Origin of the sequence: Azospirillum formosense (genome assembly GCF_013340925.1) — a bacterium.
Classification (GTDB): domain Bacteria; phylum Pseudomonadota; class Alphaproteobacteria; order Azospirillales; family Azospirillaceae; genus Azospirillum; species Azospirillum formosense.
The window spans coordinates 1-4318 of sequence record NZ_WHOR01000375.1 but is presented as its reverse complement, the minus strand read 5'-3'; the positions used below and the strand labels follow the sequence as shown (position 1 = coordinate 4318).

The following is a 4318-nucleotide window of genomic DNA, read 5'->3' as shown; positions in this document are numbered from 1 at the left end:
CCCCTGCGAGAGCGGGGGAGGGAAGGGGCCCGCGAAGCGGGAAGGGTGGGGGCAAAACTCTTCCCGCTGCCTCAGCGCTTCTTGCCCTGGATCGGTTCCGGCTCCGGCGCCGGCTGGCCCATGCCCATCAGCGCGCTCATGTCCGCCCCGTTCAGCAGGAGCTGGCCGGTCTCGGTGACGTCGATCTTGTAGCTGCGCACGTCGTTGCCGGCGTCGTCCTTGGACGCCTGCCCGAAGGCCTGGAGCATGGCGATCACCCCCAGCGCGTTCTGGGTGCTCTCGTCGGCCTTCCTGCCCGGCTTGGGCTGCATCGCCTTGGTGGCGGCGTCCAGGCCGCGCAGCAGCACGGTGCTGCTGCCCACCGCGCCGAAGGCGGAGTTGGCGGCCATGCGCAGGGCGCCGGTCATGGTGCCGGAGGTCGCCGGGGTGTTGACGACGAAGCGGTCGATGCGCAGCTCCGTCCCGACCTCCGCCATGGCGCCCATCAGCCGGTTGCCGATGGCGGCCATCTCGGCCTCGTCGGTCCCGTCGTCCGGCAGGGCGGCCTCCTCCTCGCCGTCCTCCTCTTCGTCCTCCTCACCCGCGGCGGCCTGGGCCTCGGCCAGCGTGGCGAGGTCGGCGAAGGCCCGCCACAGCGAGGCGGTCGGCAGCTTCGCGGTGCTGAGCTGGATGTCCAGCTTGTCCGGCATGAAGGCCTTCGGCGCCACCTCCGGCTCCAGCGTCAGGCCGCTGGACTCGATCCCGAAGGTGGTCGAGGCCATCGGCTTGTCCAGATCCTCGGCGCTGCCGCGCAGGACGAGCTGGCCGAGGGCGAGGCGGGTGCCGTCCTCCGGGTTCAGGGCGGTCAGGCCGGACAGGCGGACGCGCCCGCTGGCCCCGCCCATCAGGTTCTGCATCAGCGGGATCAACTCCGCCGCCGGGGGCTGGGTGCCGGCCAGGGCGTGGGTCTGGGTCAGCCGCTGCATGGCGTCGGCGCGGGCGAGGTCGACGCGGGTGTAGGTGCCCTCCATCGTCAGGCCGCCGAGGTTCAGCACCTCCTTCTTCGTCTCGTCGAGGAAGCGCAGGTTGCTGACGGACAGGGCGCCGGGGCCGCTCCACAGCGGGGTGCCGGCGGCGGCGGTGCCGTCCGGCTTCAGCTCCCCGGCGACGGTGATGGCGCCGACGGTCAGGGCGCTCTCGTCCTTCTTGCCCTTCTTGCCCTTGCGGTCGCTGGTGACCGACAGGTCGCCAAGCTCGGCGTCCATGGACAGCGCCGTCTCGTAGGCGCCGGACCACAGGGCGCTGATGCGCTGGCGGCCCAGCGTGACGGTGGCCGACGGCTTGCCGTTGTCCAGGATGGCGACGCGGTCGGGCAGGGTGGCGGTGACGGCGTGGGTGTTGCCGTCCTGCGGCTTCACCGTCAGGCGGATGGTGCCGATGTCGGCGGTGGTGCCGTCGTCCGACACCGCGGTCAGGGCGGGCAGGGCGACCTCGTAATGGTCGCCCGCCGGGGTCGCCACCGGCTCGCCGGTCCAGCGCAGCTCGGTCGCGTCCTCGCCGCTCTTGGGGAACCAGCGGGCCAGCCCGTCCTTCAGCGCGGCGGCGAGCGCCCTGGCCCCGTCCTCGGTCACCGGGGGCGCCTCGGCGCGGGCGGCGGCGGGCGGCAGCGCCAGCGTTGCGAGCATCAGCGCGGCGGCGAGCGGACGGGCGGGAAGACGGCGCATGAGGAATCCCTTAGGGTGGAGCGCGCCAGGGTAGACGGGATAACCGGCGCCCGTCCATCGGCCCGAGGTTTTATACCGTTTCCCAAAGAGTGCGGCCCCGGATGGGCGTTGCAGCATGGCACGGCCGCCCTGACGCTTGCATTGCCGGTCCCCAGGCCCAAAACTTACGCTTATGACCTCTGTCCTTTCTTCGTCCGGGGGCGGTCTGGGTGCGGGTGGCCGGGTGGTCGCCGTGCTGGGGCCGACCAACACCGGGAAAACCCATCTCGCCATCGAGCGCATGCTCGGCCACCGGACGGGGATGATCGGCTTTCCGCTGCGCCTGCTGGCCCGCGAGAACTACGACCGCATCGTGTCGATCAAGGGCAAAAACGCCGTGGCCCTGGTGACGGGGGAGGAGAAGATCCTGCCGCCCAGCCCGTCCTACTGGGTGTGCACGGTGGAATCCATGCCGCTCGACCGGGCGGTGGACTTCCTGGCGGTGGACGAGGTGCAGCTCTGCGCCGATCCGGAGCGCGGGCACATCTTCACCGACCGGCTGCTCAACGCGCGCGGGCTGGTCGAGACGATGTTCCTCGGCTCCGACACGGTGCAGCCGCTGATCCGCCGGCTGGTGCCGCGGGCCGAGTTCATCAGCCGGCCGCGCTTCTCTCAGCTCACCTACGCCGGCTACCGCAAGCTGACGCGCCTGCCGCCGCGCTCCTGCGTCGTCGCCTTCTCGGCGACCGACGTCTACGCGCTGGCCGAGATGATCCGGCGCCAGCGCGGCGGCACGGCGGTGGTGCTGGGGGCGCTGTCCCCGCGCACCCGCAACGCCCAGGTCGGGCTCTATCAGGCGGGGGAGGTGGACTATCTGGTGGCGACCGACGCCATCGGAATGGGTCTGAACATGGACGTCGACCATGTTGCCTTCGCCCGCATCGTGAAGTTCGACGGCTTCGCCCCGCGCCGCCTGCGCGCGCCGGAGGTGGCGCAGATCGCCGGGCGCGCCGGACGGCACATGCGCGACGGCACCTTCGGCACCACCGACGAGGTGGGGGAGCTGGAGGCCGACGTGGTCGACCGCGTCGAGAACCACCAGTTCGAGACGATCAAGACGCTGATGTGGCGCAACAGCAAGCTGCGCTTCGACACGCCGGGCTTCCTGCTGAAGTCGCTGGAGGAGCGCCCGCCGATCCCGGAGCTGCTGCGCGCCCGCGACGCCGACGACCATCTGGCGCTCCAGGCGCTGGTCCGCGACCATGAGGTGATGGACCTCGCCAAGGGCCGCGACAACGTGCGCCTGCTCTGGGAGGTCTGCCAGGTCCCCGACTTCCGCAAGGTGCTGTCGGACGCCCACACCCGGCTGCTCGGGCAGATCTTCCGGCAGCTGCGCACCGGCATCGGGCGGCTGGACGAGGATTGGGCGGCCAAGCAGATCGCCCGGCTCGACCGCACCGAGGGCGACATCGACGCGCTGGTCGCCCGCATCGCCCACATCCGCACCTGGACCTACATCTCCAACCGGCCCTCCTGGCTGACCGACCCGGTGCACTGGCAGGCGCGCACCCGCGCCATCGAGGACAAGCTGTCCGACGCCCTGCACGAGCGGCTGACGCAGCGCTTCATCGACCGCCGCTCGGCCACGCTGGTCCGCACGCTGAAGGATGGGCGGGACCTGATCGGCGGCGTGCGCGCCGACGGCGAGGTGGTGGTGGAGGGGCACCCGGTGGGCCGGCTGGAGGGCTTCCGCTTCGTCCCCGACGCGCCGGAGCGCTCGGAGGAGGCCAAGTCCCTGCTGACCGCCGCCCGCCGCGCGCTCCGCGAGGAGGTGGCATCGCGCCTGCGCGCCTTCGAGCAGGAGCCCGACGACGTGTTCGCCCTGGGGCTGGACGGGGTGCTGACCGCGGACGGGCTGCCGGTGGCCCGGCTCGGCCCCGGCCCGTCGGTGCTGACCCCGGCGGTCCTGCCCTTCGACGAGGGGCTGCTCGACCAGGGGCAGCTCGACCGCGTGCGTGTCCGCTTGGAGCGCTGGCTGAAGGACCGCGTCGCCGCCCGGCTGCGCCCCCTGCTGGCGCTGCGCGACGCGGCCGATCTCACAGGCGCCGCGCGGGGGCTGGCCTTCCAGCTTGTCGAGAACATGGGGGCGATGCCCCGCGCGCCGGTCGCCCCGATGGTCGAGGGGCTGGAGAGGGCCGACCGCAAGGCGCTGTCCCGCCACGGGGTGCGGCTCGGCGTGTCGCACCTCTACCTGACGGCGCTCGCCAAGCCGGGCGCGGTGGAGCTGCGCGGGCTGCTGTGGGCGGTGAAGCACCGGCTGTCCCTGCCGGTGCCGATCCCGCCGCCGGGCCGTGTCTCGGTGGAGGCCACCGGCGCGCCGCCCGCCTTCTGGGACGCCATCGGCTATCCGGAGGCCGGGCCGCGGGCGCTGCGCGTGGACATGCTCGACCGGCTGGAGACCGAGCTGCTGACCGCCGCCAAGGAGGGCCGGGCGGTGGCCGAGCCGGCGCTGGCCCAGATGATCGGCGCCAAGCCGGAAGAGCTGGGGGCAGTGATGAAGGGGCTTGGCTACACCCGTTCGGTGGCGGAGGATGGGGCGGTCTCCTGGCGCCGCCGCCGCAACCCGCGCCACAAGC

The 4318-nt window shown here is 72.7% G+C and carries 2 protein-coding genes; one reads left to right on the top strand and one right to left on the bottom strand.

Annotated features, from left to right (window positions below):
- Positions 1–71: 71 nt before the first annotated feature.
- Complete coding sequence (locus GBZ26_RS27550) at positions 72–1703, bottom strand: hypothetical protein (protein WP_174441539.1); 1632 nt, start codon at positions 1701–1703, stop codon at positions 72–74.
- A 172-nt stretch (positions 1704–1875) separates the two neighbouring features.
- On the opposite strand from GBZ26_RS27550, the gene GBZ26_RS27545 reads away from it, so the two are divergent.
- The coding region (locus tag GBZ26_RS27545) for a helicase-related protein (protein WP_211104993.1) at positions 1876–4318 on the top strand (2443 nt) is incomplete at its 3' end.